The 19,728-nt window shown below is 72.0% G+C and carries 18 protein-coding genes; 14 read left to right on the forward strand and 4 right to left on the reverse strand.

Features of this window, described 5'->3' with window-relative positions; translation table 11 throughout:
- The first annotated feature begins 68 nt into the window (after positions 1-68).
- The 3 genes from BM342_RS06065 (at position 69) to BM342_RS06075 (ending at position 2,383) form a co-directional block, all read left to right on the forward strand.
- Positions 69-650, forward strand: coding sequence for a TetR/AcrR family transcriptional regulator (locus BM342_RS06065; protein WP_092964541.1), 582 nt, complete (start codon positions 69-71; stop codon positions 648-650).
- 130 nt (positions 651-780) lie between these two features.
- A complete protein-coding gene (locus BM342_RS06070; RefSeq protein WP_092964542.1) occupies positions 781-1,722 on the forward strand; it encodes a cytochrome b/b6 domain-containing protein in 942 nt (313 codons plus the stop codon).
- Between the two features lie 64 nt (positions 1,723-1,786).
- A complete protein-coding gene (locus BM342_RS06075; RefSeq protein WP_177232075.1) occupies positions 1,787-2,383 on the forward strand; it encodes a class I SAM-dependent methyltransferase in 597 nt (198 codons plus the stop codon).
- 56 nt (positions 2,384-2,439) lie between these two features.
- Here BM342_RS06075 and BM342_RS06080 read toward each other — a convergent pair whose 3' ends face one another.
- Positions 2,440-3,183 carry an EI24 domain-containing protein gene (locus BM342_RS06080; protein ID WP_255368562.1) on the reverse strand — a complete coding sequence of 248 codons (744 nt, stop codon included), beginning with the start codon at positions 3,181-3,183 and terminating at the stop codon, positions 2,440-2,442.
- Positions 3,184-3,243: 60 nt separating this feature from the next.
- Between BM342_RS06080 and BM342_RS06085 the strand changes: the two genes are divergently transcribed.
- From BM342_RS06085 to BM342_RS06100, 4 genes are all read left to right on the forward strand, one after another.
- The gene (locus BM342_RS06085) at positions 3,244-4,077 is read left to right on the forward strand and encodes an alpha/beta fold hydrolase (protein WP_092964544.1); all 834 of its coding nucleotides are present in this window, start codon (positions 3,244-3,246) and stop codon (positions 4,075-4,077) included.
- A 76-nt stretch (positions 4,078-4,153) separates the two neighbouring features.
- Entirely contained in the window at positions 4,154-5,431 is a 1,278-nt protein-coding gene (locus BM342_RS06090; protein ID WP_092964545.1) for an MFS transporter, read from the forward strand.
- Positions 5,432-5,479: 48 nt separating this feature from the next.
- Positions 5,480-6,814, forward strand: a complete 1,335-nt coding sequence (gene guaD / locus BM342_RS06095) for a guanine deaminase (protein ID WP_092964546.1) — start codon at positions 5,480-5,482, stop codon at positions 6,812-6,814.
- A 26-nt stretch (positions 6,815-6,840) separates the two neighbouring features.
- Positions 6,841-8,136, forward strand: a complete 1,296-nt coding sequence (locus tag BM342_RS06100) for an MFS transporter (protein ID WP_092964547.1) — start codon at positions 6,841-6,843, stop codon at positions 8,134-8,136.
- Between the two features lie 73 nt (positions 8,137-8,209).
- On the opposite strand, the gene BM342_RS06105 is transcribed toward BM342_RS06100, so the two are convergent.
- Positions 8,210-9,295: a trans-sulfuration enzyme family protein gene (locus tag BM342_RS06105; protein ID WP_092964548.1), complete on the reverse strand. Its 1,086-nt coding sequence runs from the start codon at positions 9,293-9,295 to the stop codon at positions 8,210-8,212.
- A 155-nt stretch (positions 9,296-9,450) separates the two neighbouring features.
- On the opposite strand from BM342_RS06105, the gene BM342_RS06110 reads away from it, so the two are divergent.
- On the forward strand, positions 9,451-9,858 hold the full coding sequence (locus BM342_RS06110; protein WP_092964549.1) for a DoxX family protein: 408 nt from the start codon (positions 9,451-9,453) through the stop codon (positions 9,856-9,858).
- 395 nt (positions 9,859-10,253) lie between these two features.
- A complete protein-coding gene (locus tag BM342_RS06115; protein WP_092964550.1) occupies positions 10,254-10,559 on the forward strand; it encodes a DUF1540 domain-containing protein in 306 nt (101 codons plus the stop codon).
- 9 nt (positions 10,560-10,568) lie between these two features.
- Here BM342_RS06115 and BM342_RS06120 read toward each other — a convergent pair whose 3' ends face one another.
- Positions 10,569-11,402, reverse strand: a complete 834-nt coding sequence (locus tag BM342_RS06120; RefSeq protein WP_092964551.1) for an MBL fold metallo-hydrolase — start codon at positions 11,400-11,402, stop codon at positions 10,569-10,571.
- Between the two features lie 94 nt (positions 11,403-11,496).
- Here BM342_RS06120 and BM342_RS06125 point away from each other — a divergent pair, with 94 nt between their 5' ends.
- From BM342_RS06125 to BM342_RS06135, 3 genes are all read left to right on the forward strand, one after another.
- Positions 11,497-12,231 (forward strand): NUDIX hydrolase, encoded by a 735-nt coding sequence (locus BM342_RS06125; RefSeq protein ID WP_177232076.1) that lies wholly within the window; start codon positions 11,497-11,499, stop codon positions 12,229-12,231.
- A gap of 4 nt (positions 12,232-12,235) precedes the next feature.
- Complete coding sequence (locus tag BM342_RS06130; RefSeq protein ID WP_092964553.1) at positions 12,236-13,669, forward strand: phytoene desaturase family protein; 1,434 nt, start codon at positions 12,236-12,238, stop codon at positions 13,667-13,669.
- 73 nt (positions 13,670-13,742) lie between these two features.
- On the forward strand, positions 13,743-15,209 hold the full coding sequence (locus BM342_RS06135; protein WP_092964554.1) for a lipase maturation factor family protein: 1,467 nt from the start codon (positions 13,743-13,745) through the stop codon (positions 15,207-15,209).
- Here the strand turns inward: BM342_RS06135 and BM342_RS06140 are convergent.
- Complete coding sequence (locus BM342_RS06140; protein WP_092964555.1) at positions 15,184-16,635, reverse strand: MDR family MFS transporter; 1,452 nt, start codon at positions 16,633-16,635, stop codon at positions 15,184-15,186. The genes BM342_RS06135 and BM342_RS06140 overlap by 26 nt on opposite strands.
- Positions 16,636-16,909: 274 nt before the next feature.
- On the opposite strand from BM342_RS06140, the gene BM342_RS06145 reads away from it, so the two are divergent.
- Together BM342_RS06145 and BM342_RS06150 are read left to right on the forward strand one after the other, a co-directional pair.
- Positions 16,910-17,968 (forward strand): AI-2E family transporter, encoded by a 1,059-nt coding sequence (locus tag BM342_RS06145; RefSeq protein ID WP_255368564.1) that lies wholly within the window; start codon positions 16,910-16,912, stop codon positions 17,966-17,968.
- Positions 17,969-18,047: 79 nt separating this feature from the next.
- The gene (locus BM342_RS06150; protein WP_255368565.1) at positions 18,048-19,727 is read left to right on the forward strand and encodes a SulP family inorganic anion transporter; all 1,680 of its coding nucleotides are present in this window, start codon (positions 18,048-18,050) and stop codon (positions 19,725-19,727) included.
- Position 19,728 lies beyond the last annotated feature (1 nt).

The raw sequence follows: 19,728 nt of genomic DNA on the forward strand, positions 1-19,728 counted from the left end.
CCCGAATGTAGACCCGTTCCGATGCGGATGTCAAGCAAAAAGAGAAAGATCGTTCTATCATTTACTTCATGGCAACACGAACGACCTCTTCAGGCACCTCGGTGGCGCGCGAGAAGCTGCTCGCCACGGCGACCGAGCTCTTCTATCGCGAGGGCATCCATGCCGTCGGCGTCGACCGCATCATCGGCGAGGCCGGCGTCACGCGTGCCACGTTCTACCGGCACTTCCCGGGCAAGGAGGACCTCGTCGAGGCCTACCTCGGGGTCGAGGACGCCACGATCCGTGAGGCGTTCGCGCGTGCGGGCGAGGCGACCGACGACCCCGAGCGGCTGCTCGAACTCGTCATCGAGGGGCTCGCAGACGACGTCTCGCGCCTGCACACGCGGGGGTGCCCGTTCATCAATGCCGCGGCCGAGTACCCCGAGGCGGGCAGCGGCGTGCGCGTCGCCGTGGCGGAGCACCGCGCCTGGTTCCGCGACACCCTCGAGGCGCTGCTCACCGGCGCGGGTGCGAGCGACCCCGACCTCGCGGCCGGGCAGCTCGTGCTCCTCCGCGACGCCGCCATGGTCGGCGGCTACCTCGACGGCTGGGAGCGCGTGCGGCCCGCGTTCGTCGGCGCCGCGCGCCGCGCGGCCGGTCTCGAGGGCTGACGCCCGCCCGCGGCATCCGCTCGCTCGCCGCCCTCTGTGGCAGCCTGTGTCGCCCCGACTTCGCGACGCTCAGGTCGCGGCGCTATCGTCGTTGCAGCCACCCCACCCTCCGGAAGGACTCCACCGCGCGATGACCGAGACCACATCGAAGGCCTCCCGTCTCGCGGACTGGGTTCGCGCACGCCGTCGCGTCGTCGGCTGGACCGCGCTCGCCGCGGTCGTCGGGGTCGTCGTCGTCGTGCTCGTCGCGCGCTGGTTGCGCGGCACGCCGGGCGGCGAGAGCTTCATCGCGACGTACCCGGGCATCGTCGAGCCGCCCGCGGGCACGCCGGTCGGCATCCCGGCCTGGCTCGGCTGGCAGCACTTCCTGAACTCGTTCTTCCTGCTGCTCATCGTGCGCACCGGGTTCCAGCTGCGGTCGAAGCAGCGCCCGCCCGGGTTCTTCACGCGCGACAACACGCGGTGGCCCCGCACGAAGCGCGCACCGCGCCGCCTCGGCATCTTCCTCTGGTTCCACCTCTGGCTCGACGCGTTCTGGATCCTCAACGGCGTGGTCTACGTCGTGCTGCTCTTCGCGACGGGTCAGTGGCTGCGCATCGTTCCCACCGACTGGGCGGTCGTGCCGAACGCGATCTCCGCGGCCCTGCAGTACGCGTCGCTCGACTGGCCGACCGAGAACTCGTGGGTCGTCTACAACTCGCTCCAGCAGATCGCGTACTTCGCGGTCGTGTTCATCGCCTCGCCGCTCGCGCTGCTCACGGGTCTGCGCCTGTCGTCGGTGTGGCCCGCCGAGGGTGCGCTCGTGCGGGCGTTCCCCGAGAAGCTCGCGCGCAGGCTGCACTACCCGGTCATGCTCTTCTTCATCGGCTTCGTGTTCGTGCACGTGGTGCTCGTGTTCACCACGGGGGTGCTCCGCAAGCTCAACCAGATGTACCTCGCGCGCGACGCCGACGACTGGCTCGGGTTCGCCGTGTTCGCGGTCTCCGTCGCGGTCATGGCCGTCGCCTGGGTGCTCGCGAAGCCGCCGCTGCTGAAGCGCATCGCGGCGACCGGCGGCGCAGTCCGCGGCTGACCGGCACCGGCGCGGCGACGGCGTGGGGCTGACGCGGTCGGACGCCCGGGGTATCGTGCCGGGCGTGCAGCTCATCTCGGACGACGACCTCGACGACCTCGAACGCGCGTTCATCGGGCGCGTGCGCGGTCGCGTGCTCGAGATCGGCGCGGGCGACGGCGAGAACTTCGGCGCGTTCCATCCCGACGTCGCATGGACCGGGCTCGAGCCCGACGCCGGGCGACGGGCCGAGCTCGCCACGCGCGCGCGGGAGTGGCGGCACCCGTCGACGCCGCTCGATGCGACGGCCGAGCACATCCCGCTGGCGGATTCCTCGGTCGACGCGGTCGTCGGCACCTTCGTGCTCTGCTCGGTGGCGGATGTCGCGGCCGCCGTCGCCGAGGTGCGCCGCGTGCTCGTGCCGGGCGGCCGGGTCGTGTTCGTCGATCACGTCGCCGCGCCCCGAGGCACGCTGAAGCGGGCCGTGCAGAACGTCGCGACGCCGTTCGCGACGTGGTTCGACCACGGCTGCCACTGGAACCGCGATCCCGAGCCCGAGCTGGAGGCCGCGGGCTTCTCAGGCGCCGACGTGCGACGCCTGCGCGTGCGCTCGATGCCGTTCGGGCCGGTGCCCGTGCTGCTCTACGAGGGCGTCGCGCCCGGAGGCCCGCCGGTCGAGTAGGCGCGCCGGCGCCGTATCGAGACCTGTGTTCGCGGCGCTGGTCTCGATACGCTGCGCTACTCGACCGGCGATCGGTCGTCGAGCACCGTGCGGGCGAGCATCGTCGCACCCGCGACGGCCGCCGGCATCGTGAAGATCGCCCCGAGCGGCACCATGAAGCAGAGCTGCGTCGCCACGCCGAACCCGAGCAGGCGGGCCCGGTGCGAGCGCAGCAGCGCGCGACGCTCGTCGGCCGGGATCCCACGCGACTCGAACGCGCGCCCCGTGAGCTCCCACGCGAGCAGTCGCCCCGAGAGCACGACGCCCAGCACGGGCGCGAGCACCCCTCCGACGATGGGCACGAGTCCGCTCAGCGCGACCCCGAGCGAGACGAGCAGGCCGAGTCCGATGAAGGCGACGGCATCACGCGCCGAGCGCCAGAACCCGATGCCGTCGCCGGTCGGCTCCCCGCCGAGGTCCCGCTCGACGGCGAACCAGATGCGCTCGTAGAACGGGTCGCCGACGAGCAGCGTGAGTCCCGTGAACGTGACGGCGGCGAGCACGATCGCACCGCCGAACGCGACCGCGCCGATGGCCGTGCGCGTGATCGTCGCCCAGGGCTCGACCCAGCCGGCTGCGAACGGCGTCGCCCACACGGTGATGGTCGGCAGGCTGATGCCGAGCGCGACGAGCCCGATGAGCACGACGACCCAGACGATGGCCGCTGGCACGAGTCCGAGCAGCATCGCGCCCGGCTGCCGGCGCCAGAAGCCGAAGCCGCGCAGCAGCATGCGCACACCGAGCAGGAACCGTTCGATCATCGTCGGCCAGCCTAGGCTGAGGGCCGTACCGGTGCCCGACGCCAACCCGAGGAGGCGGCGATGACGAGATCGCTCGACGTGCCGCTGCCCGACGGTCGCGTGCTCCGTGCACACGACACCGGCGAGGTTCCGGATGCCGCGGGCGGCCCCGTGCTCATGTGGCACCACGGCTCGCCGCAGACGGGTGCGCCGCTCGCCCCGGTGGTGACGGCCGCTGCGGCGCGGGGCGTGCGCGTGATCTCGTACGGGCGGCCCTCGTACGGCGGATCGACGCCGCATCCCGGTCGCGACGTGGCGTCGGCGGGCGATGACGCCGTCGCGGTGGCCGACGCGCTCGGCGTCGACCGGTTCCACGCGATGGGTGCGTCCGGCGGCGGCCCGCATGCGCTCGCGGGCGCGGCGCGGCATCCGGATCGCGTCATCTCGGTCGCGACCCTCGCGGGCCTCGCACCGTACACCGACCGCTTCGACTGGTTCGGCGGCATGCAGGCGCCGGGCGGGCTGCGAGCCGCGCGCGACGGTCGTGCCGCCCGGGCCCGCTTCGCCGTGACCGACGAGTTCGACCCCGAGCAGTTCCTGCCTGGGGACTTCGCGGCGCTCGAGGGCGCCTGGGCCGACCTCGGGGCGGATGTCGCGCGCTCGGCGTCGTGGGGCGACGACGGGCTCATCGACGACGACGTCGCATTCGCGAAGCCATGGGGCTTCGAGCCCGCCGACGTGACCGTTCCCGTGCTGCTCGTGCAGGGCGAGGGCGACCGCGTCGTGCCGCGCATGCATGCGTCGTGGATGCTCGCGCACCTGCCCGACGCGACCCTCTGGATGCGCCTCGACGACGGGCACGTGTCGGTGCTCGACGTCGTCCCAGACGCGATCGACTGGCTGCTCGCCCACTGAGCGGGCCCGTCACCGGCCCCTCACCGACCCGCAGCGCCTCCCGCAGGCGCACCGGCTCAGGGTGTTGGATACCTCCATGAGCGACCAGGCCGCCACGACCCCGCCCCGACGTTCCAGCCGCATCGGAGGCCCGGAGGCGTGGCTCGTCTGGGTGCTCGCCACGACGTTCGTCGTGTGGCTGTTCGCGATCCAGACCGGGTACGCCGTCGTGTCGCCCGACATCCAGCAGGACGCGGGCCTCACGCTCGCGCAGATCGGGCTCGCGGCCTCGATCTACACCTGGGTGTTCGCGCTCGTGCAGTTCTTCTCCGGCTCGCTGCTCGATCGCTTCGGCAGCCGCCCGCTGCTCGCGATCGCCGTCGCGCTGGTCTCGGTGGGGGCGTTCCTCTACGCGGGGACCACGGACTTCGCGACGCTCGCCACGGCGCAGACCGTGCTCGCGGTCGGCGCCTCGTTCGGCTTCGTCGGCGCCGGGTACATCGGCGGCAAGTGGTTCGTCGCGGCGCGCTACGGACTCATGTTCGGGCTCGTGCAGGCGGCCGCGAGCCTCGGGTCCGCGATCGGGCAGCCCGTCATCCTCGTGCTGCTCGACGCGCTGAGCTGGCAGCAGCTGCTCCTCGCGTTCGGATCGTTCGGCGTGCTGCTGACGATCCTGTTCCTCGTGATCGTCCGGGACCCGGTCGTCGCCGACGCCGCGCCGACGAACGGCCCCCGCGGCAACGTGATCGCCGTCATCCTCCGCGACCTCGGCCACTGCTTCGGCACGCGCGACGTCGTGCTCTCGGCCGTGTTCGGCGGCGCGGCCTTCGGCACGATGCTCGCCGTCGGCACGCTCTGGGGTCCGCGCATCATGGAGGCCAGGGGCGCCTCGACCGACTTCGCCACCGTGCTCACCGCGCTCGCGTGGCTCGGGCTCGCCATCGGCGCGCCGCTCGTGAACATCGTCTCCGACCGTTGGCACAGTCGAAAGGTGCCCGCCGTCGTGTGGCTGCTGCTCCAGGCCGCCGCGATCGCCCTCGTGATCTACCTGCCGACCGAGTCCCAAGGAGTCGCGATCGCGCTCATGTTCGCGGTCGGCCTCTTCTCGGGCGTGCAGATGCTCGGCTTCACGGTGGCGGGGGAGTCGGTCGACGGCGCCTACATCGGCAGCGCCTCGGCGATCGTGAACGGCGTCTGCTTCCTCATCGGAGGGCTGCTCACCTCGATCCCGTCGACCCTGATGCCCGCCGACCCCGAGCTCGCCGACTACCAGGCCGCGCTCTGGCTGATGCCGGCCGTGCTCGTCGTCGGGGCCGTGGCCGCCGCGCTGCTCCGCGATCGAGGGCCCGCGCGGCGAGCCGCCGTCCCCGAGTAGGCCACCCCGATAGGGTCGACGCGAAGTCGGGATACATGAGGGGATGTCATGCCGTACTACCTGCCGAGCTCCACGTCCGGTGACCACGCGATCCGCGGGCACGTCGTCACGGTCACGGGGGACCCGTTCCTCGCGACCGACGTGCTGGTCGAGCACGTCGACGGGCTCATCATCGTCGAGGGCGGCGTGATCACCGCCGTGGGGCCCTACGACCAGACGAAGCACCTGCTGGCCCCCGACGCGCACGTCGACCACCACCCCGACGGCCTCATCACCGCGGGGTTCATCGACACGCACGTGCACTACGTGCAGACGGGCATCATCGCGGCCTTCGGTGCGCAGCTCATCGACTGGTTGAACACCTACACGTTCGTCGCCGAGCAGAAGTTCGAGGACAAGGCCTATGCGGATGCCGTGGCGAAGGTGTTCTTCGACCAGCTGCTCGCCAACGGCACGACGACCGCGCTGACCTTCGCCGCCGTCTACCCGCAGTCGGTCGACGCCTTCTTCGAGGAGGCGACGAGGCGCAACATGCGCATGGCCGGCGGCAAGGTCATGATGGACCGCAACGCCCCAGAGCACCTGCTCGACACCGCCCAGTCGAGCTACGACGACTCGAAGGCGCTGATCGAGAAATGGCACGGCAGGGGGCGCAACCACTACGCCGTCACCCCGCGGTTCGCGCCCACGTCGACGCCCGAGCAGCTCGCCGCCGCGAGCACCCTGCTCGCGGAGCATCCGACCACGCTCATGCACACGCACGTGAGCGAGAACCTCGGCGAGATCGCGTGGGTGCGCTCGCTGTTCCCCGAGGCCGACGGCTACCTCGACGTCTACGACCGAGCCGGGCTCCTGCGGCCGGGCGCGGTGCTCGCGCACGGCGTGCACCTGACGGCCCATGAACGGCTGCGCGTGCACGAGACCGGCTCCGCGGTGTCGCACTGCCCGACCTCGAACCTCTTCCTCGGCAGCGGCCTGTTCCACGTGCACCAGGCGAAGAACCACGCGCACCCGGTGAAGGTCGGGCTCGGCACCGACATCGGCGCGGGCACGAGCTTCTCGCTGCTGTCGACCATGAACGAGGCGTACAAGGTGGCGCAGCTGACCCAGTACCCGCTCGACTCGATCAAGATGCTCTACCTCGCGACGCTCGGCGGGGCCGAGGCGCTCGGGCTCGCCGACCGCATCGGCTCGATCGAGGTCGGCAAGGAGGCGGACCTGGTCGTGCTCGACAAGAAGGCCACGCCGCTGCTGGAGTTCCGCAGCGGGCAGGTCGGCTCGCTCGAGGAGCAGCTCTTCGTGCTCGCCGTCATGGGCGACGACCGGGTCGTCGCCTCCACGTACATCGCCGGCGACGTCGCGTACTCCCGCGACGGGCACTGACGAACCAACCGATCGGAAGGAACGACATGTCGACTGGCCACGCCGCCTACCACCACGCCTCGAAGGGCTGGTTCTCGGGTCACCGCGTCATCGGAGGTCCTGAGGCCTGGCTCATCTGGGTGCTCGCGACGACGTTCGTCGTGTGGCTGTTCGCGATCCAGACGGGGTACGCGGTCGTCTCGCCCGACATCCAGAAGACGGCGAGCCTGACCATCGCGCAGATCGGGCTCGCGGCCTCGATCTACACGTGGGTGTTCGCGCTCGTGCAGTTCTTCTCGGGCGCGCTGCTCGACCGATTCGGCTCGCGACCGCTCATGGCGATCGCGGTGGCGTTCGTCGCGGTCGGCGCGTTCCTCTACGCGGGCACGACGAACTTCGCGACGCTCGCGATCGCGCAGACGGTGCTCGCGATCGGCTCGTCGTTCGGATTCGTCGGTGCCGGATACCTCGGCGGCAAGTGGTTCGGTGCGGCCAAGTACGGCCTCATGTTCGGGCTCGTGCAGACCTTCGCCTCGCTCGGGTCGGCGATCGGCCAGCCCGTGATCCTGGCCGCGCTCGACAACCTGACCTGGCAGGAGCTGCTGGTCGCGTTCGGCGGCTTCGGCGTGCTGCTGGTCGTGCTGTTCTTCGCCTTCGTGCGCAACCCGGCGCCGCAGCCCGGGGAACCGGTCGAAGCGGCCCACGGCAACGTGTTCGGCGAGATCTTCCGCGACCTCGGAAAGTCGTTCGCCGACATCCGGGTCGACCTCTCCGCCGTGCTCGCCGGCGCGTCGTTCGGCGCGATGCTCGCGGTCGGCACGCTCTGGGGACCCCGCATCATGGAGGCCCGTGGCGCCGAGACCGGGTTCGCGACGCTGCTCACCGCGCTCGCCTGGCTCGGCCTCGCGATCGGCGCGCCGATCGTGAACGTCGTCTCAGACCGCTGGCACAGCCGCAAGTGGCCGGCGTTCTGGGGCCTGCTCCTGCAGGCGCTCGCCATCGCCCTCGTGATCTACCTGCCGGTGGAGGGCAAGGGGTTCGCGCTCGTGCTGATGTTCGCCATCGGGTTCTTCGCCGGCGCGCACATGCTCGGCTTCACGATCGCGGGCGAATCGGTTCCCGGCAGCCTCGTCGGCAGCGCCTCGGCGATCGTCAACGGCGTCTGCTTCATCATCGGCGGTCTGCTCACGTCGATCCCGAGCGCTCTGCTGCCCGATGAGCCGACGCTCGCCGACTTCCAGTCGGCGCTGTGGCTGCTGCCCGCGGTCGTGGTCGTCGGCGCGCTCGCCGCGATCGCGATCTCCGAGAAGCCGCGTGCGGCAGCGGCGGTCGACGCCGCCTGAGGCATCCGCCTGGCGGGGTCGTCGACGGGCAGGGACCCCGCCGTTCGGCTCGGCCGGGGCGGGCGTTCGGCGCCTACGCGTCGAGCGAGTCGAGCGCCTGCACGAGGTCGCGGTACAGGTCGTCGACGTGCTCGAGGCCGACCGAGAGTCGCACGAGCCCGTCGGGGATCGTGGGCTGCTCGAGCTGCCACCGCCGGCGTCGCTCGAAGGTCGACTCGACGCCGCCGAGGCTCGTGGCGTGCACCCAGAGCGCGGTGCGCTGCACGAGCGCGTCGGCGGGCTCCTTGCCGCCGCGCACGACGATCGAGATGATCGCGCCGAAGCCGGGGTAGCGCACCTCGTCGAGAGCCGGGTGGCCGTGCAGGCGTGCGCTGAGCTCGGTCGCGGTCGCCTGTGCACGCTCGAGGCGCACGGGCAGGGTGCGCAGGCCGCGCAGCGCGAGGTAGGTCTCGAACGGACCGGGGATCGCGCCGAACAGCGAGCGGTAGGCGGTGATCTTCTCGACGAGCGCGTCGGATGCCGCGACCACGGCGCCCATGAGCACGTCGCTGTGGCCCGAGATGTACTTCGTGGCCGAGTGCACGACGAGGTCGGCGCCCGACTCGAGCGGACGCTGCAGCAGCGGGGTCGCGAACGTGTTGTCGACGGCGACGAGCGCACCCCGCTCGTGGGCCGCGGCCACGAGCGCCGGGATCTCGGCGAGTTCGAGAGCGGGGTTCGTCGGCGACTCGATCCAGGCGAGGGATGCGTCGTCGAGCGCTGCGGCGACGGCGGCCGTGTCGCTGATGTCGACGTAGACCACCTCGAGCCGACCGTTCGCGGCGAGCTGGTCGAGCTGTGCGACCGTGCCGGTGTACGAGTGGCGGGGCGCGACGACGACGCCGCCGACGGGCACCAGGTCGAGCACCGCGGTGATGGCGGCCATGCCGGAGGCGAAGGCGACGGCTCGGCCGCCCTCGAGCCCGCCGAGCGCCTCTTCGAACGCCGTCCACGAGGGGTTGCCGTACCGCGCGTACTCGAGGTCTCCGCCGGCCACGTAGGTCGAGGTGAGGTGCACGGGCACGTTCATGGGCTGGTCGGGCACGTGCGGCGGCCGGCCGGCGATGATGAGCCGCGTCTCGCGGTGGAGTGCGGGCGTCGCGGTCGTCGATTCGTGCACGGTGGCCTCCGGAAAGCGCAGGGGTGGGATGCCGCGGCAGCGACGTGCGCGGCTCCGCCAGCGTAACCCGGGCTCCGAGTCCGAGACGACGAGCCGCCGTCGTGGCTCGCCGCCAAGGGGGTGACAGACGACGCGCACCCGCCTAGCGTCGGAGCATGGGCTCAGACGTTCGCACCTCGACGGTTCCGCGCAGCATCACCCGTTGGCTCCTGGCCGGCGGCCTCGTCTTCGCGGGGGTGAGCCACCTGTTCTGGGCGCGCAAGGAGTTCCGCGCGCAGGTGCCGACATGGGTGCCGATGGACGCCGACGGCGTGGTGGTCGCCTCGGGCGTCGTCGAGGTCGCGCTCGGCAAGGCGCTCGTCGTGCTGCCGAAGGAGCGTCGCCGCATCGGGTGGATCGTGGCGGCGTTCTTCGTCGCGGTGTTCCCGGGCAACGTCGCGCAGTGGCGCGAGCGGCGCGATGCGTTCGGGCTCACGACGGATCGTGCGCGTCTCGTGCGCCTGTGGTTCCAGCCGCTGCTCGTGGTGCTGGCGCTCTGGTCGACCACGCCGCCGAAGCGCTGAGCCGCTGCGCGGCCGCCCCGACGCGCCGGCGCACCGACGCGCTGCTCGACCGACGCGCCGCCGCGCCGACTCAGCGCGGAGCGCGGATGAGCGCGAGGAGCGCCGCGACCAGCCCGACGCCTCCGACTAGGGCGATGAGTCCGAGCACTGACCAGATCATGGATTCGATCGTCATGGCGCATCCCTTCGAGGTCGTGTCCTCCATTGTGGCGCGCGCTGATGCGTCGGTAAAGGCCCCGCCCCGGCAGGTCGCGCGCGTCGCGGCAGGCGGATAGGTGAGGCTCGCCTAAGAAGAAAACCGCGGTTGATCTGGGCAAAAGCGGCCCGAATGCGTGGCGGATCCGCGGAGCCCGGGCGTACCATCTCGGTACCCAGCGAGCCACGTGGAGGCCACCATGAGCATGACCCTCGATGCACTTCCCGCCGTCGCCGAGTGCTCGGTGAGCGGCTGTTCGTACAACGACCACTCGCACTGCCATGCCGCGGCGGTCACGATCGCCGGCTCCGTCGGAGATGCCGAGTGCGCGACGTTCATCCCGCTCGGCACGCGGGGCGGGCTCGACAAGGTCATCACGCACGTCGGCGCCTGCCAGCGTTCGGAGTGCGTGCACAACGACTCGCTCGAGTGCACGGCCGCCGCCGTGCGCATCGGGGCCGGTTCGTCCGACGACGCCGACTGCCTCACCTACGAGACCGCCTGACCCGTCTCGTCATCCGTGCGTGCGCAGGAACGCCAGCTGCGCGCGCACGGAGGCCTCCGCCGCCGGCCTGACCGCGGCATCCGTCTCGGCGTAGACCGAGTCGACGACCTTCGCGACGGTCGATGGATCGGCCGGGTCGGCGCCGAGCGCGGCGAGCACCGTGCGCACCTGGTCGAGGCGTTCGGCGCGGTGGGCGAGATACTCGTCGCAGATGTCGCCGAGGTCCTGCAGCACGGGTCCGTGACCGGGCAGCACCGCGACATGGCCGCCGGACGTGCGGCCGATCGCGTGCAGTCGCTGCAGGGACTCGAGGTAGGGACCGAGTGCGCCGTCGGGGTCGGCGATGATCGTGGTGCCGTGGCCGAGGATCGTGTCGCCCGTGAGCATCGAGCCGTGCGGCGCGTCGCCCGCGAGCAGGAAGCACGCCGAGTCCGCGGTATGCCCCGGCGTCGCGAGCACGTCGATCACGAGCCCGGCCGCCGTGATGCGCTCCCCGTCGACGAGCGGCTCCGCGTCGATGCAGAACGCCGCGTCGATCGCGCGCACCGGAGCACCCGTCAGCTCGGCGAAGCGCACGAGGCCGTCGCGATGATCGGCGTGATGGTGGGTGAGCAGCACGAGCTCGATCGGGCCGAACGCGGCGAGTCGCTCGAGGTGCCCCTCGTCGAGCGGTCCGGGGTCGACGACCACGGCGCCCGGCGCGCCCGGCGCTCGCAGCACGTACGAGTTCGTGCCGTCGAGCGTCATCGGGCCGGGGTTCGGTGCGAGCAGGCGGGTCGCCAGTCGCGAGACGGACGACGGATGGATGCCGCGGCGAACGTGGTGGGGCAGCAGGTCGGCCATGCCCGAAGTGTACGCGCGAGCGGGTCGCTCCCGCCCGAGCGCGCGGCGAGGTCGGACGGTGCGGAATCCGGCCGACGGTTCTAGGGTGGGGAGCATGTCCGGCGAGCTCGACGCACTGATGGACGATGGGGTCATGGGGTACGCGGCCACGGTCGTGCTGCTTCGCGACGGCGAGCGCGGGGTCGAGGTGCTGCTGGCCGAGCGCCCGCACCGTGGCAGGTATCCCGGCGCCTGGGTGTTCCCGGGTGGCGCGGTCGAACCCGAAGACGTCGCAGACGGCTCGCCAGACGACGAGGGAGCCGCGCGGCGCGCGGCCGTGCGCGAGACGCAGGAGGAGGTCGGGCTGGTGCTCGCCACCCACGATCTTGTGCCGTTCGCGCACTGGACGCCGCCGCCCGGAGCGCCGTCGCCGCGCCGGACGTGGTTCTTCGCGGCGCGCGTGCCCGAGGGCGACCTCGTGCTCGCTCCCGACGAGGTCGTGCAGGCCGAGTGGCTGCGCCCCGACGACGTGCTCGAACGCCACGCGCTGGGCGGCATGACGCTGTGGCCGCCGACCTGGGTGACGGTGCACGGGCTGACCGGCGCGGCATCCGTCGACGAAGCGCTCGCCGAGCTCGCGAGCGGCGAGGTCACGCCCTACGTCTCGCGCTACAGCGACGACCGCACGGCCGTGATCTGGCAGGACGACGAGGCGTTCGACTCCGACGCGGAGCGCCCCGACGCGCACGCCGTGCCCGACGAGGGACCCGACGCGCACGGCACCAGGCACCGCCTCATCATGGACCGCCTGCCGTGGATCTACACGAACACCCTCGGCGCCGGGTTCTGAGCGCGTGACCGACGTCACGGTCGTCGGCAGCGGCCCGAACGGCCTCGTCGCCGCGGTCGTCATGGCGCGCGCCGGCCTCTCGGTGCGCGTGCTCGAGGCGGCGTCGACGCTCGGCGGCGGCGTGCGCACGGCCGAGCTCACGCTGCCGGGGTTCCGGCACGACGTGGGGTCCGCCGTGCATCCGGCCGCGCTCGCGTCGCCCGTGTTCCGTCGGCTCGGCCTGCTCGACCGCGTCGAGTGGATCGTGCCGGAGGCCTCGTACGCGCACCCGCTCGACGGCGGGCGGGCGGGCATCGCCTGGCGCGACCTCGACCGCACGGTCGACGGCCTCGGCGCCGACGGGCCGGCGTGGCGGCGGCTCGTCGCGCCGTTGCTCGCCCGCGAGCGCGGCGTCGCGGCATTCACCGGGTCGCAGCTGCTCCGGGTGCCCCGTGATCCCGTCGCGGCGGCCCTCTTCGGGCTGCGCGCCCTCGAGCAGGGCGTGCCGCAGCTCTGGAACACGCGGTTCTCGGGCGAGACCGCCGAGGCGCTGTTGACGGGAGTCGTCGCGCACGCCGCTGGGCCGATGCCCTCGCTCGCCTCCGCCGGGGCCGGGCTGCTGCTCGCGATGCACGGCCACGGCGTCGGATGGGGGTTCCCCCGCGGCGGGTCGCAGGCCATCGCCGACGCGCTCCTCGCCGAGCTGCGCGAGCGCGGCGCCGAGATCGTCGCGGATGCCGCGGTCGGCAGCCTCGACGAGGTGCGCGACTCGCGCGTGGTGTTGCTCGACACGACGCCCGAGCTGCTGCTGCGCGAGCACCTGCCCGCCGGTTACGCCAGGGCGCTGCGGCGGTACCGCTACGGATCGGGCGTGGCCAAGGTGGACTTCGCACTCGCCGGCCCCGTGCCGTGGGCGAACCCGGAGGTGTCGGAATCCGCGACCGTGCACCTCGGTGGCACGCGCGCCGAGATCGCGGCGGCCGAGAACGCCGTGCACCGCGGCCGGCAGCCCGGGGTCGGCGGTGCGCCGCGGCATCCGTACGTGCTCGTGACGCAGCCGAGCCTGTTCGACCCGACGCGCGCGCCCGAGGGCCGTCACGCGCTATGGGCGTACACGCACGTGCCTGCCGGGTCGACGTTCGACGCGACCGAGCTCATCACCGCCGAGGTCGAGCGGTTCGCGCCCGGATTCCGCGACCTGGTGCTCGCCTCGGCGTCGAGCAGCGCGGCCGAGATGGCCGAGCGCAACGCCAACCACGTCGGCGGCGACATCTCGGCCGGCGCGCTCACGCTCGCGCAGCTCGTGAAGCGGCCCGTGGTGTCGCCCACGCCGTGGCGAACGCCGCTGCCCGGCGTCTACCTCTGCTCGAGCGCGACCCCGCCCGGGCCCGCCGTGCACGGCATGAACGGGTGGTGGGCGGCCAGGCTCGCCCTGCGCGACCGGTTCGGCATCCGCTGACCCGATGCGCCGACCCGACGACCCGATGCGCCGATCCGACGCCCGTCGAACGTGCCGGGCGTAGCGTGAGGGCGTGGAGCCGTTCGGCTGGTTCGACGCGCGCGACTACGAGGTCGCGCGCGAGGTGCTGCAGCGCGGGGTCGCCGCGCTCGCGCTCGTCGCGTTCGTCTCGACGCTGAACCAGTTCCGGCCGCTCCTCGGCGAGCACGGCCTGCTGCCGGTGCCCCGCCTCCTCGCGGTCACGCATGGGCGCCTGCGCGGGCCGAGCGTGTTCCGCTGGGGCTACAGCGATCGCCGGCTCGTGGTCGTGGCGGTCGCGGGCGCGGTGCTCGCGGCATCCGTCGTCGTCGGCCTGCCGCAGCTCGGGCCGCCGTGGGTGCCGCTGCTCGTGTTCCTCGTGCTCTGGGGGCTGTACCTGTCGATCGTGAACGTGGGGCAGACGTTCTACGGCTTCGGCTGGGAGATGCTGCTCTGCGAGGCACTGTTCACGGTCGCGTTCCTCGGTTCGTCGCAGGTGCCGCCGCCGATCACCATCGTCGTGGCCACGTGGTGGCTCGTGTTCCGGCTCGAGTTCGGGGCGGGCATGATCAAGATCCGCGGCGGGCGGGAGTGGCGCGACCTCACCGCGCTCATGTACCACCACGAGACGCAGCCGATGCCGGGCCCGCTGAGCCGGCAGGCGCACCTGCTGCCGCCCTGGTTCCACCGCGGCGAAGTGCTCGGCAACCACTTCGCGCAGCTCGTCGTGCCGTTCCTGCTCTTCGTGCCCTGGATCGGCGGGGCCCCGGTGGGCGCGATCGCGGCGCTCGTCGTGATCCTCACCCAGCTCTGGCTCATCGTGACCGGCAACTTCGCGTGGCTCAACTGGATCACGGTCGTGCTCGCGGCGTCGGCGATCCCCGACCGGGTGTGGCACGCCGTGATCCCCGTGATCCCGGCCGACCTCGGCGCGGGCGGGGCGGATGTCGCGGCGAGCCCGCCCTGGTGGATCGCGGTCGTGCTCGCGGCATCCGCCCTGCTGCTCGCGCTCAGCTGGTGGCCGCTGCGCAACCTCGTGTCGCGCCACCAGCTCATGAACGCGAGCTTCAACCGGTGGATGCTCGTGAACGCCTACGGCGCGTTCGGCACCGTCACGAAGCGCCGCATCGAGATCGTGGTCGAGGGCACGGAGTCGACCGCGGCCGACGCCCCTGACGACGCTTGGCACGAGTACGCGTTCAAGGGCAAGCCCGGCGACGTGCGCGCCGTGCCGCGCCAGTGGGCGCCGTATCACCTGCGACTCGACTGGCTGATGTGGTTCCTGCCCCTCGGGCGCATGTGGGAGCCGTGGTTCGAGGTGTTCCTGCTGCGCCTGCTCGAGGCGGATGCCGCGACGCTGCGCCTGCTCGCGCACGACCCGTTCGACGGGCGGCCGCCGACGCTCGTGCGCGTACGGGCCTACCGCTACCGGTTCGCGACCCGCGCGGAGTTCCGCGAACGGCGGGTGCGGTGGATCCGCACGCTCGAGGGCGAGGTCATGCCTCCGACGGGGTTGCGCTGACCGCTTCGGGTCGGTGCTCGATGTCGTCGACGTGCGCCTTCGGCATCGCGAGGCCGCCCGCGATCGTGGCGACCGCGGCGATGAGCACGGCCACGAAGACGGCGGTCGAGGCGCCGTGGATCGCGACGGGCGAGTGCTCGCCGAGTCCGGAGCGGGCGATCACGCCGTTGGCCACGGCGCCGAACACCGCGACGCCGACCGCGCTGCCCATCGAGCGCAGGAACATGTTGGCGCCCGTGACGACCCCGCGCTCGGTCCACGGCACCGACGACTGGGCGGCGATCAGGGTGGGCGAGGCGACGAGGCCCAGACCGAGGCCGACGATGAAGCAGGCGATCGCGGTGGTCCAGACGTTCGGCGTGAGCGACGCGGCCACGAGCGCGGCGGAGCCGAGCACGGCGACGGCGAGGCCGATGAGCGCGGTCGCGCGGAACCCGATGCGCAGGAACAGGCGACCCGCGTTCGACGCCGCGATCGGCCAGCCGAGCGTGAGCGCGGCGACGGCGAGGCCCGACACGAGCGGCGACGCGCCGGCGGTGGACTCGAGGAAGGTCGGCACGTACGACGTCAGCCCGATGAGCACGGCACCGACGCCGAGCGAGATGAGCGAGGTCGTGACGATGAGCCGACGCGAGAACACCCAGAGCGGGAGCACGGGTTCGGCGGCCCGGCGCTCGATCAGCACGAACACGACGAGCAGCAGCGCCCCGACGGCGAAGGCGCCGATCGACTGCCAGGAGAGCCACGCCCACGCCTGGCCGCCTTCGAGCACGGCCAGGATCAGGAGCGTCGACGCGACCGTCAGCACGCTCGCGCCCGCGAAGTCGATGCGGTGCTTCTCGCGGCCGACCGACTCGTGGTACGAGCGGATGAGCATCCACGCGGCGAGCAGGCACAGCGGGATGTTCACGAAGAAGATCCAGCGCCACGAGGCGAACTCGGCGAACAGGCCGCCGAGCGTCGGGCCGACGACCGACGATGCGGCCCAGACGCTCGCGATGTAGCCCTGCACCTTGGCGCGCTCGCGCACGGTGTAGATGTCGCCCGTGATGGTGATCGAAACGGGCAGCACCGCGCCCGCGCCGAGTCCCTGCACGGCGCGGAAGACGATGAGCGAGGTCATGTCCCAGGCGAAGCCGCAGAGGATCGAGCCGACGAGGAAGAGCCCGATGCCGACGAGCATGATCGGCTTGCGGCCGATGGTGTCGGCGAGCTTGGAGTACACCGGCACCGAGACCGCCTGCGCCAGCAGGTAGATCGAGAACAGCCAGGGGAACTGGGCGAACCCGCCGAGGTCGGCGACGATCGAGGGGACGGCGGTCGCCAGGATCGTCGAGTCGATCGCGATGAGGCCGGTGGCCAGCATCACGGCGATGAGCACCGGACCCCGCTCGGATCGGAATCCGACCGCACTCGTCTCGGCCATGCTCCTCCTCGCCGCGAGCGCACGGTGCCGCCCACTCCAAGGACAAGCGCCGCGGTACCCGATTCATTCCCGGTGCGCGTCGTGCTCCGCAGCTCGGTGCCGTCGCGCGGCCGGATGATACCAGCAATCTGCTAACCAAGTAAGCAAAGCTGCTTTCGGCGCGGCACCCTGTCGCCGGGGCGCGTCAGCGCGTAGCGTCGCATCCATGTGGAGACGAGCACGACCGCGACCGCGACCTGTCCCGCCGGCGGCCGAGATCACGACGGATGCCACGGTGAACGCGCCCGAGGTGAAGATCAGGTCGTTCCGGATCGGGTTCGTCGGCGCGCTCGGCGTGCTGCTCGCGCTCGTGCTCGGCGGCATCGTCGCCCAGCTCGGCACCGTGATCCTCTACGTCGCCCTCGCGCTGTTCCTCGCACTCGGCCTCGACCCCATCGTCAGCTGGCTGCAGCGCCGCGGGCTGGCGCGATGGGGTGCCATCCTGATCGTCTTCGTCGGAGTCATCGGCATCTTCGTCGGCCTCATCGCGACCATCGTGCCGATCGTGGTCGAGCAGACCACGAACCTCGTCCAGAACTGGGACGACATCGTGGCGAACTTCAAGGGCAGCGACTTCGTGGCCTGGCTGAACGCCATCACCGGCAGCGGTGACGCCATCAAGGACGCCATCGCCTCGGCCGGCGACTGGATCGCCGACCCCGCGAACCTCGGCGCGCTCGGCGGTGGGATCCTCGCGGTCGGCGCGGGCATCGCCGGCGGGTTCACGGGCGCGACCATCGTGCTCATCCTCACGCTGTACTTCCTCGCCTCGCTCGACTCGATGAAGCGCTACTCGGTGAAGTTCGTGCCCGCGAGCTCGCGTGGCAGCTTCACCGACGTGACGGACGAGATCACCGGGTCGGTCGGCCGCTACGTGATCGGACAGTTCTCGCTCGGCGCGGTCAACGGCGTGCTCAGCCTCATCTACCTGACGATCATCGGCGCGCCCGTGCCGATCCTGCTGGCCTTCATCGCCTTCCTGCTCTCGCTCGTGCCGCTCGTCGGCACGCTCACGGGCGCGATCATCATCTCGCTCGTGTGCTTCGCCGCGTCGCCCGCGACGGCGCTCGCCGCGATCATCTACTACCTGATCTACATGCAGGTCGAGGCCTACGTGCTGAGCCCGCGCATCATGAACCGCGCGGTCGCGGTGCCCGGCGCGCTCGTCGTCATCGCGGCCGTCGCCGGCGGAACGCTCGGCGGCGTGCTCGGCGCGCTCGTCGCGATCCCGGTCGCCGCATCGCTCATCATCATCGTCGAGAAGGTCATCTTCCCGAGGCAGGATGCCCACTGAGCACCCGCCCCCGGAAGCACCCGGGCCGGCGGGCGGCGGCGGTGCCGATGGCCCAGGCCACGGCAGCCGACTCGGGCGCGTGCTGCGGCCGGTGCGCGCGGTCTTCGATCGACGGACCCTGAAGTCGGATGTCTCGTCGGGGCTCGTGCTGGGCCTCGAAGCCGTTCCCGACGGGCTCGCCGCGGGCCTGCTGGCGGGCGTCAACCCGCTCGCGGGCCTGTACGCCTACCTGTTCGGCATGGTCGGAGCGGCGTTCGCGACCGGGAGCATGTTCATGGCGGTGCAGGCCACGGGCGCGATGTCGCTCATCGTGGCCGACAGCGGCCTCGAGACGCGCACCGACCCCGACCGGGCGCTGTCGACCCTCGCCCTGATGACCGGGGTCGTGATGATCGTCGCGGGCCTGCTGAACGCCGGTCGCCTGCTGCGATTCGTGCCGACGGCGGTCATGACCGGCTTCATCACCGCGGTCGGGGTGAACATCGTCCTCGGCCAGCTCGCCAACTTCACCGGCTACGCGGCCGAGGGTGCGAATCGCGTGACGCGCACCTTCGACCTGCTCCTGCACGTCTGGCGCATCGACCTGCCGACGACGGCGGTCGGGTTCGTGACCGTGGCGCTCATCGTCGTGCTGCAGCGCACGGGGCTGCGCGCGCTCGGCCTCGTCGTCGCCATCGTGCTCGGCTCGGCGCTCGCCGCGGCGCTCGACGCCTGGTTCGGCGCGTCCGTCGTGACGCTGCAGCAGCTCGTGCAGGTGCCGGTCGGGCTCCCGGCGCCCGTCCTGCCGAGGCTCGACGACGTGCTCTTCCTGCTCGTGCCCGCGGTCTCGCTGGCGTTCGTCGGGCTCGTGCAGGGTGCCGCGGTCGCGGCGGCGTTCCCGAACCCCGACGGCCGCCCGGTTCCCGCCTCGCGCAACTTCCTCGGGCAGGGCACGGGCAACCTCGTCGCCGGGTTCTTCCAGGGCATGCCGGTCGGCGGCTCGATGTCGGGCACGGGGCTCATCGTCGCGGGCGGGGCGAAGACGCGGCTCGCGCTCTTCGTCGCCGGCGCCGTCATGGCGATCGTCCTGCTGCTCTTCTCCGGGATCGTCGGACTCGTCGCGATGCCCGCGCTCGCCGCCCTGCTCATCGTGGTCGGATTCGGCGCGATCAAGCCGGCGCGTGTGAACTCCGTCGCGCGGTCGGGCATCTTCCCGCTCACGATCATGGCCGTCACGTTCGTGCTGACGCTCCTGATCCCGTTGCAGTTCGCGGTGCTGGTCGGCGTCGCGCTCGGCATCGTGCTCTACGTCGCAGACCAGTCGAACTCGATCCGCGTGCGCCAGCTCGAGCTCGTCGACGACGGCCGCATCCGGGAGCTCGACCCGGTCGACCACGTCGGGCCGCATCAGGTCCTCGCGCTCCAGCCCTACGGCAGCCTCTTCTTCGCGAGCGCGCCGCATTTCGAATCGCAGCTTCCGACCGTCGACGGGCGCAGCGTGCGCTCGGTCGTCGTCCTGAGGCTGCGCGGCATCGACCAGCTCGGATTCTCCGCGATCGAGGTGCTGAGACGCTACGCCGGCGACCTGGAGGCATCCGGATCACGCCTCGTGCTCGTCGTGTCGAACGACCGGGTGATGGAGCAGCTCGAGCTCACCGGCCTCGCGAGCGAGCTCGGCGACCACGGCATCGTGCGCGGAACCGAGTGGATCGGCGCGGGCGTCCGCGAGGCCGTGCACGAGGCGCGCGCCTGGGTGCGGGCCGACCCGGATCGCCCGTGAG

The organism is Agromyces sp. CF514 (assembly GCF_900113185.1).
GTDB lineage: Bacteria > Actinomycetota > Actinomycetes > Actinomycetales > Microbacteriaceae > Agromyces.